Below are 24,529 nucleotides of genomic sequence, written 5' to 3'. Positions count from 1 at the left end.
TGTTATTCCCGGTTGGCCGCAGTGCACTCGGCGGCAGCCGGGTTGCTGGCACAGCGGATCTTGCTGAGCAGACCCATCATCTTGGGATGGTAAACATCCGGTGCGCCGTTCAGGCCGTCACGCATTTCGATGCGGTTCTCCCGGAACATTTCCTGGTAGCCACGAATGTCCTGCTCCGGGATGCGCACCCACTTTTCATCGGGAATGGCCGCTTCCTGGCCTTCGATCAGGGTCATCGCCTGCGGGAACATGTTCCAGGCTTCTTCGCGCGCCTTCTGGGCGAGGTCATCGTCGAGGACCTCATCGCGGGCTACGATCTGCAGGGTCAGCTGCGCCAGCGGGTAATCAACCACGCCACCTTTATCGCCAATGCCCTTATAAAGCTCCAGCGCTTCATAGGCAAAGGCCGGTGCGTAGGCGGTATCCACCGAACCGTTATTGAACTTGCCGGCGAAGTTGGTGATATCGGAGGGAACCACGGTGGCCTTTACATAGTTCACCATGTGGATCGCGTCTTTCTGGTAGTCCAGCGTTGCCATACGCTTGCCGGCAAGCTCACCGGCGGTGTCGATGCTGCGGTCGTTCACGAACAGGTAGCCTGCACCCACCGGGATGATGCCCAGCACCTCATAGCCGTTGGACTTCATCAGCGGCGCGGCTTTCGGCTGGGCCAGAGTAGCCAGCAGCGTTTTCAGGTTGTCGTAGGTCGGGATGGCTCCCACGGCACTGATGCTGCCCGTGAACTTGTTGAACGGACGAATCCGGATGTCGGTGGCCGCCACGGCATCACACTGGCCGGCGTTGAAATCACCGATGGCAACGCCTTCGTCGGTGTAGGGCTTGAGCTCGAAATCAACCCCGTGGCTTTTCATTTCCAGGGAGTAGTCCTTCACAAAGTTATAGAAATCACCATTGGCCCCGATCACATCGAACACGCACATGGAGACGGTCTTTGCGGATGCGAGGGGCGCGGCAGCAGCCAGGGTCAGGGCGGCCAGGGTCACGGTTGGGCTGGATTTGCGGATCATTACGACCTCCGGGTCATTCTTGTGTTTGTCAGATATTCAGAGGGTGTCGGAGACCTGCCTCAGAGCAGGTCATCCAGATTCATGGTTTCGACATTCTCGGTTTCGCGTTCAGGGCTCATCTTGCCAAAGAACGTCTGAGGGGTGCGGTAGCCGTAGTTGGCGGTCCAGTACTTGTCCGAGGAGAATTGCACCGCATCGGCCGCCACTTCGTCCACCAGGCGATAGTCGTCCCACACGGTTACCCTGGCGTTGGACTCAGCGAATGTGGCAATCGCCTCCTCGAGCTTGTCTGGCCGGCCAAAGGTTTCGGCGGCCACCGCCTGGAGTGCGTGCGGCACGCGGATGCCTTTCTCGACACCCAGCTGCCGGCTGTGTTCAAGCACCTGCCAGGGGTCGGGCGAGAGTTCCGGACGGGTATCCGGCAGCAACAGCCACACCAGGGCACGGATGGCGTTCGGTGTGCCACCCCACTTCTCGTTGTCCAGACAGGTCGCGGCACGCTCCGCCTGCGGCGCAATGTTGCGGGGAACGCCGGCCATGGCACCGGAATTGGCGTCGTTAACGATGGCCTGCATGCCAGTCAAAAGACCGAGGAGGAACGTCAGTTCGTCCTGTTCGCTAAACAGGAACGGACACTCCAGGGGCTCGGCGGCCGGGTCAAACTCATAGGCGGCCATCGCACGCTGGAAGGAGCGGTACCGACGCTTTGCCGTCAGGGCGTTCAGGCGCTTGGCCTCTTCCCGGGCATCCTTGGCGGTTGCAACATCGCCCTGATAATCAGCTCGCAGGTACGCCAGCTCCGCCTCCCAGGCCTTGTATTCGGCACAGTTGCCTGCCAGAAGCATGAGCAGGGAACCGGTGGTGTCCGGCGCTTCCGTTACCCGTGAAAACGAATAGAGCAGCGGGTCGATGCCCTCGCCGAGGGCACAGGCCATTTTCGGGTCGGACATCTGCAGAACATAGGGTGTGGCCTCGCCCTCGGAGTAGTTGGAGAGGACGACACCGGTGGTGGTGTAGATGGGGTTCGCCGAACAACCTGCAAGAGCGGCAACCGCCGCCAGTGTGAGGGTCTTAAGCCGTGGTTTCAGCCGAGCCAGAGAGGAAATCATAAATCACCCTGCTTTACGTTGTTGTTGTATGCCCGATCGCTTGGTCGGTTTTTGTTAACGGCTGCAAGAATGCTTCGAAAACTGTCCTACAAAAATGGCTGGAATGCCGAACGCATTATGCCGATGAGGCCAATGGCCCTGTTAGAAAGGTCGGTTCTTTAGGTTTTCCTGATGAAAATCAAGGACCTTAACGCCAGAACGTATTAAAGGGCCAGCATTGCCATAACCTGGTCAGTCAGTCCATCCAGGGTGAGTCCACCCCGCTCTGGCTTATACCAGGTTACGGTCCAGCTCAGCGCGCCAGTCAGCATGCGCCTCACCACAAAGGGGTCTGCGGCCATGGCACCTTCATGCCCGAGCCGCTCCAGCACGTCGAGCCAGAGCTTCTCGTAAATGTCACGCAGCTCGAGGACGTCAGCCTGAGCCTCCACCGAAAGGCTTCGCCACTCGAACACAAGCACGGCCATGGCTTCGCCGGTTTGCCCGTTGATGGATTCGAGCTCAGCCCGTATCAGAGCCCTCAGTTTTTGCCTCGGAGTATCCGCCGCTTCCATGGCTGCCTGCATGAGGGCCGTGTTCAGCCGGATAGTCTCAACCATGACCGCTTTCAGGATTTCCTCCTTGCTGCGGAAATGGTGGAACAGACTGCCTGACTGGATGCCGACTGCGGCGGCCAGGTCCCGCACCGTGGTGCGCTCATAGCCTTTTTCCCGGAACAGGCGGGCGGCCTCGGTGAGCAAGCGCCCACGGGCCCCGTTGGGGTCCGAGACGAGGTTTTCGGCAATCAGGGACTGTAGGATCGGGTTCTGGTTCACTGAATCGTTCCGGCTGGCAGATTAGGCCAATGATTCTACCCTAAACTCGCCACTTTACAAACCAAGCGCTTGCTTGGTATCGTCAATTCCATCGTTGGCGATTTCCGACATGGACACTGACTATGACTGACTCACCGCGCTCCGTTCGCATCGGCTGTTCGGCCGCCTTTTGGGGCGACACCGAAACCGCCGCGGCGCAGCTGGTCCGCACGGGCAATATTGATTATCTGGTGGCCGATTATCTGGCCGAGATCACGATGTCGATCATGGCTGGCCAGAAAATGAAGGACCCGACCCAGGGCTATGCCCGGGATTTCGTGCAGACCGTGATGGGACCGCTGCTGGGCGACATCAAGCAGAAAGGTATTCGGGTACTGGCCAACGCCGGGGGCGTGAATCCGGTGGCCTGTCGGAATGCCCTCCAGGAACTGTGTGCGAAAGCGGGTGTGGACCTGAAGATCGCCCTGGTTCTCGGCGACGACCTGCTGATGAAAAAGAAAAAACTCGCCGACGCAGGCATCACCGAAATGACGTCCGGCCAGCCCATGCCGCCCATGATGGTGAGCCTGAACGCCTACCTGGGCGCACCGGGCCTGGTGGCTGCTCTGGAACAGGGTGCGGACATCGTGATCACCGGTCGAGTGGCCGACAGCGCACTGGTACTGGCGCCGCTGGTTCACGAATTCGGGTGGCGCTGGGACGATTTCGACAAGCTGGCCCAGGGCAGCCTCGCAGGGCACCTGCTGGAATGCGGCGCGCAGGCCACCGGCGGCAATTTTACCGACTGGGAAGCCGTGGCCGGTGGCTACGCCAACATGGGCTTTCCGATTGCCGAGGTCAGCGCAGACGGCCGCTTCTTTATTACCAAACCCGAGAAAACGGGCGGGCTGGTCAGCCGGGGCACGGTCGCCGAGCAATTGGTCTATGAGATCGGCGATCCCCGGGCCTACCTGTTGCCGGATGTGACCTGTGATTTTACTGCGGTAGAGCTTGATGAAACCGGTCAGGACCGGGTTGAGGTCTCCGGCGCTCGGGGGCTCCCTCCGACCGACAGCTACAAGGTGTCGGGCACCTGGCCGGACGGCTTCAAATGCACGGTCACCTTCCTGTTGGCCGGCATGGATGCCCCGGCCAAAGCGGAGACTGTTGCCCAGGCCATACTGGCGAAGACATCGCGTATGTTCAGCGAGCGTGGGCTGCCCGACTACAGCGAAACCAGCATCGAGCTTCTGGGCACGGAGACGACATACGGCGCCCATGGCCGGGGCCAGGACTGCCGGGAAGTGGTGGTAAAGATCAGCACGGCCCACCCCAAAAAAGAAGCACTGGTGCTTTTCTCCCGGGAAATCGCCCAGGCGGCCACGGGCATGGCGCCGGGTATTACCGGGATTGTTGGCGGCCGACCCACGGTGTGGCCGAAGATTCGGCTTTATTCCTGCCTGGTGCCCAAGAACGAAGTCGAAGTCTCGGTGGATCTGGGTGGCGAGCAGCGGGCGGTGGAGGTAGCCACCGGGGGTGGCTTCGATGCCAGCCTGCTTCAGCCGCAGTCGTTCACCCACGAAATCCCGGCCACGGATACCACGGTGCCCCTGATTGAGCTGGCCTGGGGCCGAAGCGGTGACAAGGGCGACCACAGCAATATCGGGGTAATTGCCCGCAAGCCGGAGTATCTGCCGTTCATTGAGGCGGCACTGACGGAAGCCGCCGTGGCGGAGTGGATGGGCCATACCCTGAATCCGGACACTGGCCGCGTTACCCGGTGGGCGCTACCGGGATTGCAGGCGATCAATTTCCTGCTGGAGCACAGCCTGGGTGGTGGTGGCGTGGCCAGTCTGCGGATTGATCCCCAGGGGAAGGCGTTTGCTCAGCAGCTTTTGGAATTTCCAGTGCCTGTTTCTTCAAAGGTCATCAACTAATTTTAGCCATGGAGCAAGCATTCGGGCCGTTGGCCCTTCCCGGGACACGCTGTGAATACGTCCCTGTAAGCTTGATCGCAGCATCCCTGCTGCTCACAGTCCCGGGAAGGGCCAACGGCCCGAATGCCCGAACATTGGTAAGGGTTTTCGAGATATGAGCTATCAATCAGTTTTTCATCCGGACCTGTTCAAAGGCCAGGTGTTTATCGTTACCGGCGGTGGTTCTGGCATTGGCCGTTGCACGGCCCATGAGCTGGCCTCGCTCGGAGCCCGGGTTGCCCTGGTTGGCCGGAAGGCCGAGAAGGTGGAATCGGTAAAGGCGGAGATCATCGAGGACGGCGGCATCGCCTCCGCCCATGTCTGTGATATCCGGGAAGAGGAATCGGTGAAAGCCACGGTGAAGGCCATCATTGCCGAGCACGGCGGGCTGAACGGGCTGGTGAACAACGCCGGTGGGCAGTTCCAGGCGCCGCTGACGGGGATCAACCAGAAGGGCTGGGAAACAGTGGTGCGCACCAACCTGACCGGCGGCTTCCTGATGGCCCGGGAGGCCTATACCCAGGCGCTCTCCAAAACCGGCGGTGCGATCGTGAATATCGTGGCGGACATGTGGGGTGGTATGCCCGGCATGGGGCATTCGGGTGCAGCCCGGGCCGGGATGGTGAATTTCACCCAGACCGCCGCCGTGGAATGGGGCGCGTCCGGGGTGCGGGTGAACGCGGTGGCGCCCGGCTGGATTGCTTCCAGCGGCATGGACAACTACCCGGAACACATGCGCCAGTGGATCCGCAGCCTGGGCGACAACGTGCCCATCAAGCGGATGGGTACCGAATCGGAAGTGAGTTCTGCCATCTGTTTCCTGCTCAGCCCGGGCGCCGCGTTTATCAGTGGCGACTGCCTGCGGATCGACGGCGCCGCTTCCCAGGGTGGCCGGGTGTGGCCTCTGCCCAAGGCCAAGAACAATCAGCCCTACAACGGCTTTCATCGGGCCATCACCCCGAAAGTCCTGAGCGACGACTGAGGAGCGGAGCATGCAGGTACTGGAATCCACAGTAAGCCCCCAGTCCGACGATTTCCGCGCCAATGCGGAGGCCATGGAAGCCCACATCACCACCTTCCGGGAGGTGGAGCAGAAGGTCCTGGACCTGGCCGAAGCGGCCCGGGACAAGTTCACCAAGCGCGGCAAGCTGCTGCCCCGGGACCGGATCAACCGGCTGCTGGACCGCGGCACGCCGTTCCTGGAGCTGTGTTCCCTGGCCGGCTACAAGATGCACGACGACAAGGACGGCAGCCTGGCCGGTGGCGGCATCATTGCCGGTATTGGCTACGTGAGCGGTATTCGCTGCCTGGTGGTGGCCAGCAACAGCGCCATCAAGGGCGGCACCATCACTCCGGCCGGCCTCGACAAGACCCTGCGCCTGCAGCAGATAGCCATGGAGAATAAACTGCCCGTGGTCTCACTCTCCGAGAGCGGCGGCGCCAACCTGAACTACGCCACTGACATCTTCGTGCTCGGCGCCCGGGGCTTTGCCAACCAGGCACGCATGTCCGCCGCTGGCATTCCGCAGGTTACCGTGGTCCACGGCAACGCCACCGCCGGCGGCGCCTACCAGCCAGGTTTGTCCGATTACGTGATTGCCGTGCGCGAACAGGCCAAGATGTTCCTGGCCGGCCCACCGCTTCTGAAAGCCGCCACTGGCGAGCTGGCCACCGATGAGGAGCTGGGCGGCGCCGAAATGCACGCCACCGTGGCTGGCACCGCCGAATACCTGGCCGAAGACGACGCCGACGGCATCCGTCAGGCTCGCAACATCCTCGAGGCCCTGCCCTGGAACGAGCAACTGCCGCCGCGGCGCGAACTGCAATGGGAGGAGCCGCGCTACCCGGCGGAGGAGTTGCTGGGCGTTATACCGGCCGATCCCAAGAAGCCCTACGACGTGCGCGAGATCCTCGCCCGTATTGCCGACGGTTCAAAGTTCATGGACTTCAAGAACGAGTTCGATGACCAGACCGTGTGCGGCACGATCCGCATCGAAGGCCACTCGGTGGGCATCATCGGCAACAACGGTCCGATCACACCCGCCGGCTCCGCCAAGGCCGCCCAGTTCATCCAGCTGTGCGACCAGGCCGGCACGCCGCTGCTGTTCCTGCATAACACCACCGGGTTCATGGTGGGCACCCATTCAGAACAGAACGGCATCATCAAACACGGCTCGAAGATGATCCAGGCGGTGGCGAATTGCAGGGTGCCCAAGGTCGCAATTGTGATCGGCGGTTCCTATGGTGCGGGTAACTACGCCATGTGCGGCCGCGGCCTGGACCCACGCTTCATCTTCGCCTGGCCCAACAGCCGCACGGCGGTCATGGGCCCGGCCCAGGCGGGCAAGGTGATGCGCATCGTGGCCGAAGACAAACAGCGGCGCGGTGGCCTGGAGCCGGATCCGAAGACGCTGGATTTTCTGGAGCAGGCGACGGCAAAGAAACTGGAGGAAGGCTCAACGGCGCTGTTTGGAACGGCCCGGCTGTGGGATGACGGGTTAATCGACCCACGGGATACCCGGCGGATTCTGGCCCTGGTGTTCGACGTGTGCCGGGAAGCCGAGACCCGGCAGTTGCGGCCCAATACCTTTGGAGTCGCCCGCCTGTAGGTCTGCTTATACGGCGGAGGAACCGATTGGCCCCCTCTGTCCAAAAAACGCTACGAGCACATCCATGTGCGCTTGGCCCCGGCCATCCTTGGCCGTCGACATTTTTGGACAGAGGGGGCCAACCGGTTCTTCGGAATTCGGAGTTAACGCATAAAGCCAGCATGCTTTTCAGCCGCAGCATGCGAAAAAACAACGGTAGGTCGGATTAGCCGGAGGCGTAATCCGACAAAAAAAGCCAGGCCACCCCGCCAATCTTTCGGGTTACGCCTTCGGCTAACCCGACCTACAAAAACAACAAAACTGCCAGCAGGCAGCAACACATTTGCAGACATGGGCAGGTGTGTGGGGCCGCTTCCAGAAAATGTCGGCGGCCATGGATGGCCGACGCCAAGCGCACATGGGTGAGGCAAGCGTTTATGAAGCGAAGCTTCATGCGCAGCCGAACGACAGCAATCTGTGATTGCTGGCCGGACCCCGCAAGGGGTGCTCGTAGCGGTTTTCTGAAACCGGTCCCACACAGCCACCGCCCAAGTTAACGAACGTGCACCAACACTAGAAGGCACGAACTCTCTACTAGCAGGAGAACAAGAACGTGAAATTCACAGCCGAACACGAAGCCCTGAGAAAAACCGTCCGGGATTTCGTCGAGAAGGAAATCAACCCCCACTGCGACGAATGGGAAGCCGCCGGCGAATTCCCGATCCATGAACTGTTCAAGAAACTCGGCAACCTCGGCCTGCTCGGTATCCAGAAGCCGGAAGAGTACGGCGGCATGGGCCTGGACTACAGCTACAACCTGGTGGCGGCCGAAGAGCTGGGCATGGCCTATTGCGGCGGCGTGCCGCTGGCTGTGGGGGTTCAGACTGACATGTGTACGCCCGCCATTGCCCGCTTTGGCTCCGATGAACTCAAGCGCACCTTCCTCGCCCCGGCCATTGCCGGTGACATGGTCGGCTGTATCGGCGTTAGTGAAGTGGGCGCCGGTTCCGATGTAGCGGGGATGAAAACCACCGCCCGCAAAGACGGCGACGACTACATCATCAACGGCTCCAAGATGTGGATCACCAACAGCCCGCAGTCCGATTTCATCTGCCTGCTGGCCAACACCTCGGACGAGAAGCCCCACAAGAACAAATCCCTGATCGTGGTGCCCACCAAGACTCCAGGCATTTCCTTCAGCCCGCACCTGAACAAACTGGGCATGCGCTCCTCGGAAACCGCGCAGATTTTCTTCGACGACGTGCGCGTACCCCAGCGCTACCGGATTGGCGCCGAAGGCACGGGGTTCATGATGCAGATGCTGCAGTTCCAGGAGGAGCGCCTGTGGGGCGCGGCCAACGTGATCAAGGCGCTGGAGAACTGCATCAACAAGACCATCGAATACTGCCGCGAGCGCAAGACCTTTGGCCAGCCGTTGATCGACAACCAGGTCATCCACTTCCGCCTGGCCGAGCTGCAGACCGAGGTCGAGGCCCTGCGTGCCCTCACCTACCAGGCTTGCGAGCTGCACGTGGAAGGCAAGGATGTCACCCGCCTGGCGTCCATGGCCAAGCTCAAGGCGGGGCGCCTGGGGCGGGAGGTTACCGACAGCTGCCTGCAGTACTGGGGCGGTAATGGCTATATGTGGGACAACCCGATTTCCCGGGCTTATCGGGATGTTCGGTTGGTGTCCATTGGTGGGGGTGCTGACGAAATCATGCTCGGGATTATCTGCAAGATGATGGGGACGCTTCCGGGCAAGAAGCGCGACTGACATACGGTGCATGGCCGTCAGGCCGGTAGTTCTGTCCAGGACACGCCCGCGAGTACGTCCCTGTAGGGCTCGATCGGGCCATCCATGGCCCTCAACGGTCCTGGACAGAACTACCGACCTGACGGCATCGGACCTGGGTTGTCGGATTACGCCTTTGGCTAATCCGACCTACGAATTCTGAGCCCCCGGACAAACCTGCAGCGCCAAACGTTTAACGTGGAGTCAGTTATGGATCATCTACCGCATTGCGAAACGCTTTTACTTGAGAAACAGGGCCCCGCCCTGTTCATCACCCTGAACCGCCCGGACGTTCGCAACGCCATGAGCCTGGAAATGGTGGCGGAACTGTCGGCGGTGTTTACCCAGATCGAAAACGACCTGCACATCCGTGCCGTTGTCATCCGCGGCGCCGACGGGCATTTCTGTGCCGGCGGAGACATCAAGGACATGGCCGGCGCCCGGGGCCAGAAACCGGCCGAAGGCGAGGCGGATCCGTTCTACCGCCTGAACCGGGCCTTCGGCCAGATGATTCAGCAGGTGAACGAGTCTTCCAAGATGGTCGTCGCAGTCACCGAGGGTGCAGTGATGGGCGGTGGTTTCGGCCTGGCCTGCGTCTCCGACGTCGCCATTGCCGGCCCCACGGCCAAGTTCGGCATGCCGGAAACCTCCCTGGGCGTGATTCCGGCCCAGATCGCCCCGTTCGTAGTTGAACGCATTGGCCTAACCCAGGCCCGCCGGCTGGCCCTGCTGGGTTTGAGAATTGACGCCGCCGAGGCCTGCCGTCTTGGCATCGTTCACCAGGCGGCCACTTCTGGCGAGGAACTGGACGAAATGATTGCCAGCGCGCTGGATCGTATCCGCCAATGCGCGCCCGTGGCGACCGCGGAAACGAAAGCGTTGCTGCATCGGGTTGGCCACGAACCGATGAGCGGCTTGCTGGACAGTGCGGCTGAAAAATTCGCGGCAGCCATTCGGGGCAGCGAAGGAGCAGAAGGGACGATGGCGTTCATGCAAAAACGCCCGCCGGCATGGGCGGAATCCACTGACTGAGCTATGGGGGAGCGAGTGGGTGTGGGGAGGCTTTCAGGAAATGTCGTCGGCCATGGATGGCCGACGCCAAGCGCACATGGATGTGCTCGTAGCGGTTTCCTGAAAGCCTCCCCACAGCCGCTCGCGGACTGGCACCAAACAATGAGACCAGCACCATGTTAAGAAAACTGTTAATAGCCAACCGAGGCGAAATCGCCGTCCGGGTCATCCGCACCGCCAAAGCCCTCGGTTACCGCACCGTAGCCGTCTACTCCGAGGCCGACGCCAAAGCCCTCCACGTGGAACTGGCCGACGAAGCCGTCTGCATCGGCCCGGCGCAGGTGTCCGCCTCCTACCTGAACAGCGACGCCATCCTCGATGCCGCCCGAAAAACCGGCGCTGACTGCGTCCACCCGGGTTACGGCTTCCTATCGGAAAATGCCGCCTTCGCCACCGCCTGCAAAGACGCCGGCCTGGTGTTCGTGGGCCCGCCCGCATCCGCCATTGAATTGATGGGCAGCAAGCGCCGCTCCAAGATCGCCATGCAGGAAGCCGGTGTGCCCGTGGTGCCCGGATACGAGGGCCCTGTCAAAGGTAAGAGTGCCACCGACGACGAACTCATTGCCGCCGCCAACGACATTGGCTACCCGCTGATGATCAAGGCCTCCGCCGGCGGCGGTGGCCGGGGCATGCGCCTGGTGGAGAACGAATCGGAACTGGCCGACAGCATCAAACGGGCCCGCTCTGAATCGAAGCAGGCCTTCGGCGATGACGAACTGATCCTGGAAAAAGCAGTGATCGAGCCCCGCCATGTGGAAATCCAGGTGTTTGCCGACAGCCACGGCAACGCCGTCTACCTGGGCGAACGGGACTGCTCCGTGCAGCGCCGGCACCAGAAGGTGGTCGAAGAGGCGCCCTCCCCCTTTGTAACACCTGAATTGCGCCAGGCCATGGGCGAGGCAGCGGTAAAAGCCGCCCTGGCCTGCCACTACGAAGGCGCCGGCACCGTCGAGTTCCTGGTAGACAGGCACCGCAATTTCTACTTCCTCGAAATGAACACCCGCCTGCAGGTGGAGCACCCGGTGACCGAGCTGATCACCGGCCAGGACCTGGTGGCCTGGCAATTGACCGTGGCAGAAGGGCGGCCTCTGCCGCTGGCACAGAATGACATCCGCCTGAACGGCCACGCCATCGAAGTGCGGCTTTACGCAGAAGACCCGGCCCACGGGTTCACGCCCCAAACCGGCCCACTGTTGACCTTCAAGCCCGCCGAAGGCGAAGGCCTGCGGTTTGATACCGGGGTTCGCTCCGGAGACACCATCACACCCCACTACGACCCCATGCTGGCCAAAGTGATTGCCTGGGGCCAGAACCGGGACGAGGCGCGCCGCCGGCTGATCCGGGCGCTGGAAGACACCACCGTATTCGGGGTGACCACCAATCGTTACTTCCTGAGCCGGATCATTGCCAACGACACCTTCGGCGCCGGTGAGGCCACAACGGCTTTCCTGCAGCAGGCGTTCGTGGACGACCCGTCGCTGAAGCCCCAGGCACCGGACCTCCGCCAACTGGCCCTGGCCGCCTGCGTGTTCGACCATGGCATTTCGGGCCAGACCGCCTGGAGCAATGCTCCCGCCACCATGACACCGATCAAGCTGGCCAGCGGTGATGCTGTTGTAGAGTTACTGGTGACCCGCCGCGGCAACCGCGTGTCTTTCAGCCAGGGCGACGCCCAACACTCTCTGGAGCTGATTCACAGAAGCGAGGGCCGGTTGTGCATGATCGACAACGGGGTTCGTCAGACTTGCCAATACCACCGGGATGGCGATTCCCTATATTTGCAGGCGTTCGGGCAGGCCTGGTCGGTGCGGGACATAACCCACCAACCGGCGCAAACCGCGGGTGGCGTCGGCAGTGGCCGCATCCAGGCCACCATGGACGGTGCCATTATTGATGTGTTGGTGGCCGCTGGCCAGAGGGTTCGCCAGGGCGCTACGCTGGTGGTACTGGAGGCCATGAAGATGGAGCATCCGGTAAAAGCCGACCGAGACGGCGTTGTCGGCGCGGTTCACGCCAGCCAGGGCGATCAGGTAAAGCGCAGTCAACTGCTGGTGGAAATCACCGCCGACGAGACCGCCGAACAGGAGAACGACGCATGAGCAGTTTACGCCAACGCACCGTTTTCATTACCGGCGCCAGCCGGGGTATTGGCCGGGCCATCGCCCTGGCATGTGCCCGCCAGGGCGCCAACGTGGTGATTGCCGCCAAATCGGACACACCGCATCCGAAGCTGCCGGGCACGATTCACACCGTGGCCGAGGAAGTGCGCGAGGCCGGAGGCCAGGCACTGCCGCTGGTTCTGGATGTGCGGGACGAAAAACAGATTCGCCAGTGCATCGACGAGGCCGGTGAGTATTTTGGCGGCATCGATGCCTTGGTGAACAACGCCGGTGCCATACGGCTGACCGGCGTGGAGAACCTGAAGGTCAGCCGGTACGACCTGATGCACCAGGTCAACGCCCGAGCGGTGATGGCCTGCAGCCAGGCCGCATTGCCCTGGCTGAAAGAGTCGGATCAGGCCCACATACTGAGCCTGTCACCGCCTCTGAACCTGGACACTCGGTGGTTCGCCCAGTACGGCCCCTACACCACCACCAAGTACGCCATGACCATGCTGAGCCTGGGCATGGCGGAGGAATTCCGGCGCTACGGCATTGCCGTGAACACGCTCTGGCCGAAAACCCTGATTGCCACTGCCGCCATCGAGTTTGAAGTGGGCGGCCCGAAAATGATGGCCCAGGGCCGTAAGCCCGAGATCATGGCCGATGCCGCCGTCAGCATTCTGACCCGGTCGGCCGACGCAATGACCGGGCAGAACCTGATTGACGAAGACCTGCTCCGGCAGGACGGGATCACCGATTTTGAACACTACCGGTACGAACCGGGCGACACGCCCCTGATGCCGGACCTGTTTCTGGACTGAGCCCGGTGCCTGCGTTGTTTCAGGCTCCGGGCCCGCACAAGAAGGCACTAACGGAAAACCATGAGCCAAGACAACGTATCCCCACTGGACCTAGCCCGCAGCCTGCCCGGGATTCTCCGGCGTTTGCCTGCCATTACCCGGGGGCTGTACTACTATTCCCTGGACAACGAGAACCGGGAGCTGACCCTCGGAACACTCGTTGAGACCAACGCCCGGAATGTCAGCCATCGGCCTGCAGTGCTGTTTGAAGACCGGGTTATCACCTGGAGCGAACTCAATGGCTGGGCCAACCGCATCGCCCGGTACCTGCAGGAGCAGGGGCTCAGCAAAGGCGACGCCATTGCCGTGTTCCTGGAAAACCGGCCAGAGCTTCTGGCGGTGGTCGCGGGCGCGGCCAAGCTCGGCGTTGCCTGCGCCATGCTCAACACCTCTCAGAAAGGCAAGGTTCTGGAGCACAGCATCGGGCTGAACGAACCGAAGATGGTGGTTGTCGGCGAGGAGTTGCTGGACACCTTCGAAGGAATCCGGGCCAATCTCCATACCCGCCATCCCAGACCGTTCCAGTTCCTGGCGGATATCAATACCCTGAACGCCTTTGGCGAGGCCCCGGAGGGCTACACCAACATGGCCGAGCAGGTGAGCACCTTCAACAGCGACAACCTGGTGCTGACCAATCCGCCCCGAATGGGCGATACCGCCATCTACCTGTTCACCTCCGGCACCACCGGCCTGCCCAAGGCCGCACCCGGCTCACACCGGAAATTCGTCAAGGCCTACGGCGGCTTCGGCCTGATGTCCCTGGCCATGGAACCCGAGGATGTCCTCTACTGCACCCTGCCCCTCTACCATGGCACCGCGCTGCTGGTGTGCTGGGGCTCGGTGCTGGCCGGCGGTTCGGCTATTGCGTTACGCCGCAAGTTCTCCGCCAGCGCCTTCTGGGACGACGTTCGCCGCTACCGCGCCACCACCTTCGGCTACGTGGGCGAACTCTGCCGCTACCTGCTGAATCAGCCTCCGGGCCCGCAGGACCGTAACCACAGCCTCACCAAGATGATCGGCAATGGCCTGCGCCCCTCCATCTGGAAAGAATTCAAGGATCGCTTCGGTATCAAGACCGTCGCCGAGCTTTATGCCTCCAGTGAAGGCAACATCGGGTTCAGTAACTTCTTCAACATGGACAACACCGTCGGCTTTTCCACGGCTCCCTACAAGCTGGTGAAGTTCCACGAAGGCACCCGCGACCCGATACGGGACAAAAAGGGCTTCATGAAAGAAGTGGCCAAGGGCGAACCCGGCCTGCTGATCGGCGAAATTACCAAGAAATGGTCATTCGAGGGCTACACCCAGAAAGACGCCACCGAAAAGTCGATCCTGCGCAACGCCTTCAAGAAAGGTGACGCCTGGTTCAACACCGGCGATGTCCTGCGGGAAATCGGCTTTGGCCACCTGCAGTTCGTGGACCGGATGGGCGACACCTTCCGCTGGAAAGGCGAGAACGTCTCCACCACGGAGGTGGAAAACATCATCGACGGCTCTGGCCTGGTGGAGGAAGCAATTGTCTACGGCGTCGAAATACCCGGTACCAATGGCAAGGCCGGTATGGTGACCCTGGTGCCCCAGAGCAATGGCCAGTCGTTCGACGTTAACGGTCTGTTCCGCTACTTGCGGGACAACCTGCCTGCCTATGCAGTGCCGGTGTTCCTGCGTGTCACCAACGCCATCGAGAAAACGGGGACCTTCAAGTACCGCAAGGTGGATATCCAGAAGCTCGGCTATTCGCTGCGGGATGGCGAGTCGGTCTATGCCTGGTTGCCCGGTACCGACGGGTATACTTTGCTGACGCCGGAGCTGGTTTCGGAGATTGAATCGGGGTCGGTTCGGTTCTGACTGAAGGTCGTGATTTCTATTTCTGCCCTAGCCTGCCGGGTTAGGGGGTTGCCAGCTTCGGGCCGTCTGCCCAAAAACCGCTACGAGCACATCCATGTGCGCTTGGCGCCGGCCGTCCCTGGCCGGCGACATTTTTGGGCAGACGGCCCGAAGCCGGCATTCATAATTCGGTGGGATAGGTAAGCGTTCGTTCAGAGCAAGGGAAAGAGTGACAGCTTAAATCAGTAGGCCGGATTAGCTAAGTAGGTCGGATTAGGCGTAGCCGTAATCCGACATAAACGTCCGGCCTGTTGGATTCGTCGTCGGATTACGACTGCGTCTAATCCGACCTACGGACCGTTCGCCTATTCCTCCTATACCGGAAGGCGAGGATGGGTGGCCCCTCCCAAAAATGTCGGCGGCCAAGGATGGCCGGCGCCAAGCGCACATGGATGTGCTCGTAGCGGTTTTTGGGAGGGGCCACCCATCCTTGCCACCGACAAATCAGGCAGGCTAGGGCCAGAGCAAAGTCAATACATCAAGAGCCGACTCTCAACACCACCTTGCCGGTAGCACGACGTTCAGTCAGTGCACCCAGGGCCTTGGCGTAATCCTCGAAGTCATAAACCTCGCTGACCTTGGGATCAATCTCGCCTTCGGCGTAAAGTTTCATCAGCTCCATCATGTTCTGGGCGCTGGCATCCGGCTCGCGCTGGGTGAAGCTGCCCCAGAACACGCCGACTACGGAACAACCCTTGAGCAGCGTCAGGTTGGCGGGGATTTTCGGGATGTCGCCGGCGGCAAAGCCGATGATCAGGTGACGGCCGTTCCAACCCATGGCACGCAGGGCCTGTTCGGTGAAATCGCCGCCCACCGGGTCGTAGATCACATCCACGCCCTTGCTGTGGGTGAGCTTCTTGACCGCATCTTTCAGGGGTTCTTCGGTGTAATTGATCAGCTCGTCGGCGCCTGCCTCTTTGGCGATGGCCAGTTTTTCGGCGGAGCTGGCGGCGGCGATGACCTTTGCGCCCATGGCCTTGCCCAGCTCAACCGTCGCCAGGCCAACACCGCCACTGGCGCCCAGGACCAACAGGGTCTCGCCCGGTTGCAGGTTGCCACGCTGCTTGAGCGCGTAATAGGACGTGCCATACACCATGGTGAACGCGGCGGCTTTCTCATCCGACATGCCGTCGGGAACCGGCAGCAGGTTCTGCTCCGGAACGATCACTTCCTCCGCGAAGGCGCCGTAACCGGTGAGCCCGGCTACCCGGTCACCCACCTTGAAACGGGTGACCTTGTCGCCCACGGCCACAACTTCGCCGGCCATCTCACCGCCCGGAGAAAAAGGCATGTTGGGTTTGAGCTGGTATTTGCCTTCGATGATCAGCGTGTCCGGGAAATTCAGGCCGGCGGCCTTCACCCGCACTTTCACGCCGCGCCCTTTCGCTTCGGGGCTGGGGACGTCTTCGATCACCAGTTTATCGGCGGGGCCGTATTCCTTGCAGAGAATGGCTTTCATGAACGCTCCATAGTGTTTGATCCGGGTTACCGGCAGGGGACGCCTGCCGATTGATAACCGTCAAGCTAAACAGAGTCAGCCCATGAAGCAAATAAAGATCCTTTATCCTCGCGCATAAGCCATGCTTATGCTCAAGCCTTGCTTCTCAGAGCATGGAACCTGCGAACAGCAGTGCGCCAATCACACAGATACCCGCAACCACAATGCCGGCCTTCAATCCGCCCGACATCACCTCGGGTTTGGCGCCAGTGGCGCGGTCGTCATCGTAGTTGACCAGTTTCTGGTCCTGGCTGGAGTTGCGGATAAGCGCGATCATTTTTTCGCACTGGTCGGCGGTGAAGTTGGCCGGGTCAAACGACTGCAGGCCTTCCGCATCCAGGAATTGCCGGACGTCTTTCGACAGCGGCACATACTTCATCGACCAGTTGCTGAAGGTGCGCTCGCTGATCGGCTCCTCGATGAGAGTGATCACGTTGCGATGGCGTTCATCCTTGAGAATACGACCGTAGGTCTCGCGCACAGCAGACTCGTCACCCTCCAGATACTGGAAAAACCGGTTGTCTCCGTAGTAGAGGCCACCGACCAACTGGTCTCTGGCGTTGTTCTTGCGGGAAGTCATGAGAATCCGGGCGACGTGGGGCTCAACGCCTTTTTCGACCGGCTTGGCCTGGAACGTGGCTTCACTGGCATAGGCCAGACGCATGAGAGACATAGCAACTCCGTACTGCAAGGGTGAAAGGGATAAAGGTAACCTGAATGCAAGATACGCACTGAACTGTCGCCATGGATCACAGGTAAGCAAGAGTCCTTGCATCACGGGTCCAGAACGGGATGAACTGGGCGGGGAATTCCGCTATCCTGCGCGCCCTGGAACCGCCGCCTTGCAACCGTTGCCCGACCCGCCGGAGCTGCCATGATCGATATCATCTATGTGCTTGAAATGATTGGCATCGTTGCCTTTGCCATTTCCGGCATGATTGTGGCTCGGTCAAAGAATATGGATCCCGTGGGCGTGTTTACCATCGGGTTCATTACCGCTCTTGGCGGGGGCACTCTGCGGGACCTGATCATGGACAATCACCCGCTGTACTGGATCAAGCATCAGGAACTGCCCATGCTGATCCTGGCCATGGCCATAGTGTTCAGCTACTGGAAGCGGGCCGAGCGGCTCCGGGAATCCCGCATCCTGCTTCCGGATGCCATTGGCCTGGGCGTGTTCTCCATTCTGGGTGCCCAACTCGCGCTGGATCTGGGGCACTCGCTGTTTGTAGCTTCTCTGCTGGGTGTAATGACCGGCACCTTTGGCGGCGCCCTGCGGGATACTCTCTGCAATGAGGTGCCCTACATTTTCCGGAAGGACCAGATCTACGCCTCGATCTCGTTTGCCGGCTGCTGGGTCTATTTCCTCTGCCAGTGGCTACTTGCCAACGAGGCGTTGCCTTTGACCATCGGCCTGCTGTTCATTGTGATTGTGCGCCTGCTCGCCGTGCGCTTTGATATACGCCTGCAACGCGATCCCGGCAACCAGTGAAAAGTGCCCGAACAGTGACAAACTGTCAGCCGCCCTTGGCCTGAGGCAGCTGAGCCGGTAATATTGCCGTTTTTTCACGCAATTCCCGATTGCCGGCCCGGCCGGACCCGAAACTCCAACTTCCAGCATCCTGTGAGGCAGACATCCGTCATGCTTGAGCGACTGTTCAAACTCCAGGCCCACGGCACCACTGTTCGTAAAGAAGTGGTAGCGGGCGTCACCACCTTCCTGACCATGGCCTATATCATCGTGGTCAACCCCAGCATCCTGTCCGCCACCGGCATGGATTTCGGGGCCGTCTTCGTGGCCACCTGTCTGGCCGCCGTCATCGGCACCCTGATCATGGGCCTGTGGGCGAATTACCCGATTGCCCTGGCACCGGGCATGGGCCTGAACGCCTTCTTTTCCTTTACCGTGGTCGGCAGCATGGGCTACAGCTGGCAGGTAGCCCTGGGCGCCGTATTCCTCTCCGGCTTCCTGTTCTTCCTGCTCAGTATCTTCCGGGTCAGGGAATGGATCATCAACAGCATCCCCATGTCGCTGCGCTTCGGCATTTCCGCCGGTATCGGCTTCTTCCTGGCGCTGATTGCCCTCAAGAACGCCGGTATCGTAGTGGATCATCCGGCCACGCTGGTGGGCCTGGGCGAGGTAAAAGTGGCCGAGAGCCTGCTGTTTTTCGGCGGTTTCCTGCTGATCTGCGCCCTGTCTTTCCGGCAGGTCACCGGGGCTGTCATGATTGGCATCATCGCGGTTACCGGCATCGCCATGATGCTGGGTATGGTGGAATACAAGGGCTTTGTTTCCGCACCGCCCAGCCTGGCACCCACATTCCTGCAGCTGGACCTGGCCGGCGCCCTGAACGTGGGCATGATCAGCGTAATCTTTGCTTTCCTGTTCGTTGACCTGTTCGACACCTCCGGCACCCTGATTGGGGCCGCCCAGCGCGGTGGTCTTCTGGACAAGGACGGCAAGCTGCCGCGCCTGGGCCGGGCCCTGATGTCCGATTCGGTGGCCACCATGTCCGGTGCTGCCCTGGGCACTTCGACCACCACCAGCTACATCGAGTCCACCGCCGGCATTTCCGCCGGCGGCCGTACCGGCCTGACCGCCGTGGTTGTGGCCGCCCTGTTCCTGGCGTGCCTGCTGCTTTCGCCGATTGCCAGTATCATTCCCGCCTACGCTACCGCACCGGCACTGCTCTACGTGGCTGTGCTGATGGCCAGCGGCCTCAAGCTGATCGACTGGGACAACGTCACCGACGCCGCGCCGGCCGTGGTCACTGCGCTGATGATGCCTCTCACATTCTCCATCGCCAATGGCATTGCCCTCGGGTTCATCACTTACGCTGCTCTGAAAGCGCTGAGCGGTCGCTGGTCTGATCTCAATCCCAGCGTTGTTATCATTGCCATTGTGTTTGTACTGAAATTCATTTTCCTGGACGCGGCCTGATCCGCGTCCGGAATCTTTATCGGATCTGCTATGGATTATTTCTCCGAGAGCATCAAAAAGGCCATCCGCACCGTGCCGGACTGGCCCAAACCCGGCGTGGCCTTTCGCGACATCACCACGGTGCTGCAGGACAAGACTGCCTTCCGCAAGCTGATTGACGCCTTCGTGCACCGTTACCACGGCCACAAGATTGATGCCGTGGCCGCGGTGGACGCCCGTGGCTTCATTATCGGCTCCGCGCTGGCCTACGAGCTCAACGCTTCCCTCGTACTGGTTCGGAAAAAGGGCAAACTGCCCTTCGACACGCTGGTGGAAGACTACGAGCTGGAATACGGCACTGCCTCCGTGGAGCTGCACAAGGATGCATTCAAGCCCGGAGACAAGGTGGTCCTGGTAGATGACCTGATTGCCACAGGCGGCACCATGCTCGCCGCCAGCCGTCTGATCCGCCGTATCGGTGCCGAAATCGTGGAGGTGGCAGCAATGATCGACCTGCCGGACCTGGGTGGCTCCCGCAAGCTTCTGGACGAAGGTCTTCAGGTTTATACTGTCTGTTCATTTGAAGGGGACTGACTCCCCAGGAGACGGAGGGTGGCCATGCCGGATTACCAACACCACTGGAAGGACGGTACACCCGTTCACCTGCCACTGGGCAAGATTGTCTGCATTGGCCGTAATTACGCGGAACACGCCCGGGAACTGAACAATCCGGTACCGGACGAGCCCTTGCTGTTCATCAAGCCGTCAACCGCTGCGGCACACATCACCCGCCCTCTCGACTTTCCGCGAGACCAGGGCGACGTGCATTTTGAAACAGAGCTGGCGGTGCTGATTGGCCGCCCGCTGACCCGTGCCTCCGCCAGCGAGGCCGAAGCCGCCATCCTGGGCTATGGCCTGGCTCTGGATCTGACACTCCGGGATCTGCAATCCCGGCTCAAGGAAAAAGGCCAGCCCTGGGAGCGGGCCAAGGGATTCGACGGCGCCTGCCCACTGTCACCGTTCGTGTCGGCAGACCGATTCCCCGGCGACAACATCCACTTTACCCTGGACATCGATCGCCAGCGCCAGCAAACCGGTGACACCCGCGAGATGCTGAATCCCATCGTACCGCTGATTGCCCACATCAGCAGCCAGTTCAGCCTTCTGCCGGGAGACGTGGTGCTGACAGGCACGCCCAAGGGGGTAGGCCCGCTGGTGTCCGGCCAGACGCTGTCGCTGGAGCTGGAAGATCAGTTGTTCGTTGAAACCACCGTGGTTTAACCTGAGGTTCCGGCTAAACCCAAAACCGGTCAGAGACGTACATCTGCCATGGCAAAAAAACCGGTAATTTCCCGTCGTGGTCGCTTTTTCAGACTTGCAGGCATGACCGCCTCCGTGGCCGGTCAGTATGCCGGCCAGCGCGCGCGCCGATTGTTCCGCTCGGAGAACGACGAAGGCGCCCAGAGCGAGAGCTACACCCGCATGGCGGGCCAGATTGCCGACACCCTGGGCGAGCTTAAAGGCGCCGTGATGAAAGTCGGCCAGATTGCCTCCCAGACCCAGGATTTCCTGCCCCGGGAATTCTCCGAAGCCCTGGAAAAGCTTCAGAAAGAAGCGCCACCGATGCCCTTCGAGGTCATTGTCGAGCAGATTGAGACCGAGCTCGGCAAACCGGTGGGCGAACTGTTCGAATACCTGCAGGAAGCGCCCTATGCGGCGGCCTCCATTGGCCAGGTCCACCGGGCCCGCCTGCACGATGGCACCGATGTGATCGTCAAGGTCCAGTATCCGGGCGTCGACGAATCCTGCGATTCGGACCTCAAGCAACTGAGAATGGCCCTGAAGCTTGGCGGCCTGCTGAAGATGCCCAAGGAGTCAGTGGACCGCCTGTTTGCCGAGATTCGCGAACGTCTGAAGGAAGAACTCGACTACGAAAACGAAGCCCGGAACATCGAGCTGTTCCGCACCTTTCACGAACACCAGCCCTGGGTGCTGATTCCCTCAGTGATACCCGGGCACTCCACCCGCCGGGTGCTGACCATGAAGCTGGTGGAGGGCGACCACGTCAGCAAAGTGACCAGGGAGAAGTACGACCAGAACACCATCAACCTGATTGGCCACCGCATCTTTACACTGATGGCCGATCAGCTGTTCCGGTTCCAGTGTATCCACGGCGATCCCCATGCTGGCAACTTCGCCTACCGGCCCGATGGCTCGATCATCATGTACGATTTCGGGTGCGTCAAAAAACTCAAGCCGGAAATTGTCGAGGCCTATCGCAATGCCCTGATAGCCGCGCTGGATGAGGATTACCAGGCCCTGGACCGTTATCTGATCGATCTGGGCGCTCGGGTTGGCAGCCAGCCCGCGGTGGACGAAGCCTACTACGCCATGTGGCGGGATATCCTGGTGGTGCCGTTCGAGCATGACGAGCCTTACGACTTCGCCGAGGCCGACATCCACAAGCGGGTGGCGGAAAAAACCAGTACCGTGTTCAAGTATCTCGACTACTTCAAGCCGCCGGTGGAAAGCATCTTTATCGACCGTATGATTGCCGGTCATTACTGGATGCTCAAGAGACTGGGAGTGCAGGCCGCCTTCCGGAGTGAGCTGGAGCGCTATCTGGAGGCTTCCCCGAACTGAGTCAGGTCAGGCGAGCCACCCACTCACGGACCCCCTCGCAGGCCCCCTTGCGGATGACCCGCGCACGGGAAACGGAAGCCGGCTCGCCGGGATCGATCACCGTGATCGGTACGTCCATGTCTACCTCATGAACCAGCCCGGCTGCCGGATAGACCTGCAGCGAGGTGCCCACAATCAGCAGATAGTCGGCCGAGCGGACCACTTCCGCGGCCTTTTCCAGTAGCGGCACTTCCTCCCCGAACCAGACGATGTGCGGCCGGAGCTGAGCGCCCCAGTCGCAGCAGTCGCCGGGCTGAATGTCCCGGTAGCCGATGTCGTAGACCAGTTCGGGGTGCGCTGAACTGCGCGCTTTGGTCAATTCGCCGTGGAGATGAAGGACGTTGCTGGAGCCGCCACGTTCGTGGAGGTCATCCACGTTCTGGGTGATCACGGTCACCCGGTAGCGCTTTTCCAGTTCCGCCAGCCGTTGGTGGGCTTCGTTGGGTTTTGCTGAGGCCAGTTGCCGTCGGCGGTCGTTGTAGAACCGCAGCACCAATTCCTGGTTACGGGCAAAGGCTTCGGGGGTGGCCACATCGTACACACTGTGCTGCTCCCACAGGCCGCCGTTGTCCCGGAAGGTGGAGAGGCCGCTTTCGGCGCTGATGCCAGCGCCGGTCAGTACAACGATGTGGTCCTGCATCAGTCGAAGATCTTGCCGGGGTTCATTACGCCGTTCGGATCAAACACCTGCTTGATGCCACGCAGGTAGGCGATCTCGGCTTCACTGCGGGTGTACTGCAGGTAGGGTTTCTTGGTCATGCCCACGCCGTGCTCGGCCGATACGCTGCCCTGGTAGCGCTCAACAATCTCGAACACCCACTTGTTCACCTGCTGGCACTTCTCGAAGAAATCCTCCTTGGCCATGTCCTCCGGCTTGAGGATGTTCAGGTGCAGATTGCCATCGCCGATGTGGCCGAACCAGATGATTTCGAAATCCGGATAATGCTCGGTAACCACCTGGTCGATTTCCTGCAGGAAACCGGGCACTTTGGAGACCACCACGGAAATGTCGTTCTTGTATGGGGTGCGCGGGGCAATTGACTCGGAAATGCGCTCTCGCAGCTGCCACAGGTTCTGGGCCTGGGTTTCGCTCTGGCTGATCACGCCATCAAGCACCCAGCCGTTCTCCACGCACTGCTCGAAGAGAACCATGGCATCGTCCATCACCTGGTCAGACACCGCCTCGAACTCCAGCAGCGCGTAATACGGCGCCTCGGTTTCGAACGGCGCCTGTACCTGGCCGTGGGCCAGAACGTGCCCCATGGCCTGATGGGAGAAGAATTCGTAGGCCGTCAGATCGATCTTCTTCTGGAAAGTCTGCAACACATCCATGGTATTGGTCAGGTCATTCAGACCCAGCACCAGTACAGTGAGGTTATCCGGCTTTCGCGAGAGCTTCATGGTGGCTTCGGTGATAAAACCCAGGGTGCCTTCGGCGCCAATGAACAGATGGCGCAGGTCGTAGCCGGTGTTGTTCTTTTCCAGATCCTTGTTCAGCTCGAGGATGTCGCCCTTGCCGGTAACCACTTTGAGGCCCGCGACCCAGTCCCGGCTCATGCCATAGCGGATGACCTTGATACCACCGGCATTGGTGGACAGGTTGCCGCCCAGCTGGCTGGAGCCGGCGGACGCGAAATCCACCGGGTAATACAGGCCGTTGTCTTCGGCGAAGTTCTGCAGCTGTTCGGTCACCACGCCCGCCTGGCAGCGCACCGTACGATCGCTGGCGCTGAAATCCAGGATCTGGTTCATGTTATCGAACGCCACCACCACCTCGCCGTTGGCGGCCACAGCGCCGGCGCTCAGACCGGTCCGGCCGCCGGAGGGTACCAGGGCCACCTGATTCTCGTTGGCAAACTTCACCAGCGCCTGAACCTGCTCGGTGGTCTTGGGCAGGGCGATGGCCAGCGGTTTGGGGGGGTAAATTTTCGTCCAGTCCTTGCCGTAAGTGTCCAGATCGGCCGGATCGGTCAGCACTTTGCCGGGAGCATCGCCGGCGGCCATCAGGTCTTTGAGAGAAGCAATGATCTGTTCGGAATTCATGGATGTGTGGGTCTCGTCAGGTTTGGGCCGGGGCAACATGCAACCGCCATCACAGACAGTTGATTCAGGCAAACCGGCGCGCTGTGAAAATCTGCGTTTATGGTATCATACCGCCCCTGTTCTGTGAGCCAGCCCTGACGATCACTGGCCACGGGTCATTTCACGTGACGAAAGGTTCG

At 60.9% G+C, this 24,529-nt stretch carries 20 protein-coding genes; 13 read left to right on the top strand and 7 right to left on the bottom strand.

The features are described from left to right. Positions 1-2: 2 nt before the first annotated feature. From ACFC20_RS05835 to ACFC20_RS05825, 3 genes are all read right to left on the bottom strand, one after another. Complete coding sequence (locus ACFC20_RS05835; RefSeq protein ID WP_375192172.1) at positions 3-1,028, bottom strand: putative solute-binding protein; 1,026 nt, start codon at positions 1,026-1,028, stop codon at positions 3-5. Between the two features lie 59 nt (positions 1,029-1,087). After that, positions 1,088-2,137, bottom strand: a complete 1,050-nt coding sequence (locus ACFC20_RS05830; RefSeq protein WP_375192171.1) for a hypothetical protein — start codon at positions 2,135-2,137, stop codon at positions 1,088-1,090. 203 nt (positions 2,138-2,340) lie between these two features. Then, positions 2,341-2,952: a TetR/AcrR family transcriptional regulator gene (locus tag ACFC20_RS05825; RefSeq protein WP_375192170.1), complete on the bottom strand. Its 612-nt coding sequence runs from the start codon at positions 2,950-2,952 to the stop codon at positions 2,341-2,343. Between the two features lie 122 nt (positions 2,953-3,074). Between ACFC20_RS05825 and ACFC20_RS05820 the strand changes: the two genes are divergently transcribed. The 8 genes from ACFC20_RS05820 (at position 3,075) to ACFC20_RS05785 (ending at position 15,168) form a co-directional block, all read left to right on the top strand. Beyond that, a complete protein-coding gene (locus ACFC20_RS05820) occupies positions 3,075-4,868 on the top strand; it encodes an acyclic terpene utilization AtuA family protein (RefSeq protein WP_375192169.1) in 1,794 nt (597 codons plus the stop codon). A 154-nt stretch (positions 4,869-5,022) separates the two neighbouring features. Beyond that, positions 5,023-5,889 (top strand): SDR family oxidoreductase, encoded by an 867-nt coding sequence (locus ACFC20_RS05815; protein ID WP_375192168.1) that lies wholly within the window; start codon positions 5,023-5,025, stop codon positions 5,887-5,889. Positions 5,890-5,899: 10 nt separating this feature from the next. Then, positions 5,900-7,516: an acyl-CoA carboxylase subunit beta gene (locus ACFC20_RS05810; RefSeq protein WP_375192167.1), complete on the top strand. Its 1,617-nt coding sequence runs from the start codon at positions 5,900-5,902 to the stop codon at positions 7,514-7,516. Positions 7,517-8,108: 592 nt separating this feature from the next. Then, complete coding sequence (gene atuD / locus ACFC20_RS05805) at positions 8,109-9,269, top strand: citronellyl-CoA dehydrogenase (protein WP_375192166.1); 1,161 nt, start codon at positions 8,109-8,111, stop codon at positions 9,267-9,269. A gap of 228 nt (positions 9,270-9,497) precedes the next feature. Continuing rightward, positions 9,498-10,319 (top strand): enoyl-CoA hydratase/isomerase family protein, encoded by an 822-nt coding sequence (locus ACFC20_RS05800; protein ID WP_375192165.1) that lies wholly within the window; start codon positions 9,498-9,500, stop codon positions 10,317-10,319. Positions 10,320-10,474: 155 nt separating this feature from the next. Next, a complete protein-coding gene (locus ACFC20_RS05795) occupies positions 10,475-12,457 on the top strand; it encodes an acetyl/propionyl/methylcrotonyl-CoA carboxylase subunit alpha (protein WP_375192164.1) in 1,983 nt (660 codons plus the stop codon). Then, complete coding sequence (locus ACFC20_RS05790) at positions 12,454-13,281, top strand: SDR family oxidoreductase (RefSeq protein ID WP_375192163.1); 828 nt, start codon at positions 12,454-12,456, stop codon at positions 13,279-13,281. Before ACFC20_RS05795 ends, ACFC20_RS05790 begins: the two co-directional genes overlap by 4 nt. A gap of 60 nt (positions 13,282-13,341) precedes the next feature. Then, positions 13,342-15,168, top strand: coding sequence for a long-chain-acyl-CoA synthetase (locus tag ACFC20_RS05785; RefSeq protein ID WP_375192162.1), 1,827 nt, complete (start codon positions 13,342-13,344; stop codon positions 15,166-15,168). Positions 15,169-15,685: 517 nt separating this feature from the next. On the opposite strand, the gene ACFC20_RS05780 is transcribed toward ACFC20_RS05785, so the two are convergent. Together ACFC20_RS05780 and ACFC20_RS05775 are read right to left on the bottom strand one after the other, a co-directional pair. Continuing rightward, positions 15,686-16,666 (bottom strand): NADPH:quinone oxidoreductase family protein, encoded by a 981-nt coding sequence (locus ACFC20_RS05780; RefSeq protein ID WP_375192161.1) that lies wholly within the window; start codon positions 16,664-16,666, stop codon positions 15,686-15,688. Positions 16,667-16,811: 145 nt separating this feature from the next. Beyond that, positions 16,812-17,378: a BLUF domain-containing protein gene (locus ACFC20_RS05775; RefSeq protein WP_375192160.1), complete on the bottom strand. Its 567-nt coding sequence runs from the start codon at positions 17,376-17,378 to the stop codon at positions 16,812-16,814. A gap of 201 nt (positions 17,379-17,579) precedes the next feature. On the opposite strand from ACFC20_RS05775, the gene ACFC20_RS05770 reads away from it, so the two are divergent. The 5 genes from ACFC20_RS05770 (at position 17,580) to ACFC20_RS05750 (ending at position 22,268) form a co-directional block, all read left to right on the top strand. Then, positions 17,580-18,197, top strand: coding sequence for a trimeric intracellular cation channel family protein (locus ACFC20_RS05770; RefSeq protein ID WP_375192159.1), 618 nt, complete (start codon positions 17,580-17,582; stop codon positions 18,195-18,197). Between the two features lie 150 nt (positions 18,198-18,347). Beyond that, the gene (locus ACFC20_RS05765) at positions 18,348-19,646 is read left to right on the top strand and encodes an NCS2 family permease (protein WP_375192158.1); all 1,299 of its coding nucleotides are present in this window, start codon (positions 18,348-18,350) and stop codon (positions 19,644-19,646) included. 30 nt (positions 19,647-19,676) lie between these two features. Continuing rightward, a complete protein-coding gene (locus ACFC20_RS05760) occupies positions 19,677-20,219 on the top strand; it encodes an adenine phosphoribosyltransferase (protein WP_091986916.1) in 543 nt (180 codons plus the stop codon). 24 nt (positions 20,220-20,243) lie between these two features. Further along, entirely contained in the window at positions 20,244-20,906 is a 663-nt protein-coding gene (locus ACFC20_RS05755; protein ID WP_375183524.1) for a fumarylacetoacetate hydrolase family protein, read from the top strand. Between the two features lie 48 nt (positions 20,907-20,954). Continuing rightward, positions 20,955-22,268 (top strand): ABC1 kinase family protein, encoded by a 1,314-nt coding sequence (locus ACFC20_RS05750; RefSeq protein ID WP_375183523.1) that lies wholly within the window; start codon positions 20,955-20,957, stop codon positions 22,266-22,268. Position 22,269: 1 nt separating this feature from the next. Here ACFC20_RS05750 and ACFC20_RS05745 read toward each other — a convergent pair whose 3' ends face one another. Both ACFC20_RS05745 and ACFC20_RS05740 read right to left on the bottom strand, forming a co-directional pair. Further along, positions 22,270-22,947 carry an NAD-dependent deacetylase gene (locus tag ACFC20_RS05745; RefSeq protein WP_375192157.1) on the bottom strand — a complete coding sequence of 226 codons (678 nt, stop codon included), beginning with the start codon at positions 22,945-22,947 and terminating at the stop codon, positions 22,270-22,272. After that, positions 22,947-24,350, bottom strand: a complete 1,404-nt coding sequence (locus ACFC20_RS05740; RefSeq protein ID WP_375192156.1) for an FAD-binding oxidoreductase — start codon at positions 24,348-24,350, stop codon at positions 22,947-22,949. The genes ACFC20_RS05745 and ACFC20_RS05740 overlap by 1 nt, the downstream gene beginning before the upstream one ends. Between the last annotated feature and the right edge of the window lie 179 nt (positions 24,351-24,529).

Source organism: Marinobacter sp. (genome assembly GCF_041984545.1).
GTDB lineage: Bacteria > Pseudomonadota > Gammaproteobacteria > Pseudomonadales > Oleiphilaceae > Marinobacter.
Note: the sequence above shows the minus strand (reverse complement) of the source record. Positions and strands in the feature narration are given on the sequence as shown.